The organism is Parvimonas sp. M20, assembly GCF_035282425.1.
Classification (GTDB): Bacteria; Bacillota; Clostridia; order Tissierellales; family Peptoniphilaceae; genus Parvimonas.
On record NZ_JAYKBQ010000052.1, the window covers coordinates 1 to 765 of the forward strand.

General features: G+C 48.4%; 1 protein-coding gene. It reads right to left on the minus strand.

Features of this window, described 5'->3' with window-relative positions:
* Positions 1–765 (minus strand): DNA polymerase (locus tag VJI93_RS08305; protein ID WP_324009246.1); only part of this gene is annotated, 765 nt, incomplete at both ends.

Sequence of the window (765 nt, forward strand, 5' to 3'; positions counted from 1 at the left end):
TTTAGGATTCGGGAAGTCGATTAGATTCGTGACATACGTACCCCGTGCCTTGATACGCTCACGGTAGTCAAGCAACAGGCTAACGATTGGATGGTCATACTTGCGGGAGATGTCTTCGAGAGCCGCTTCGTTTGTCGACATCGACATCATACCTAGGCCAAGCTTACCGTAGAGTAGATCCTTCAGCTGCTTGGGGCTGCCGAAGTTAATATCTGTACCTACATGCTTGCGCGCATAGACCTGCAACTGTTCATTAAGTCCTGCCAATTCATCGGTAAGCTTCTGGTAGTTCTGCTTAACCCTATCTACATCAACCTTGACACCGTACAGCTGCATCTCTGCAATAAAGTCGTTAGCGGGAATCAGCAGTGTGCGATACAGGGATGTAAGATGCGGATGGTTCTGCAACTCCGCCAGCATCGGCTTGAGAACACGGTGCTGCTTACTAAGGTCGATGGCGTTGTACTTGGCCAACACCAAAGGTGGAATTACACGGTAAGACGTTTTCTTATTAGGCAAGTATTCATCGAGCATGCCCTTATGCTTGGGTGCTCGAATCCAATGCTGTGCCACCTGATCCAAGTCATGGTAGCCGCCATTTTCATTGAAGGTGTAGGACAGCAAAACAGTGTCTTCATGTACATCTGCTTTGATGCCCATGGCGCGGAACCATTTGATATCGAATAGACCGTTATGCCAAGCCCATCGACCATTTTCCATCAGCCGCTTGGTGGTATTATGCATACCATAAAGAAGCTTCTCTGG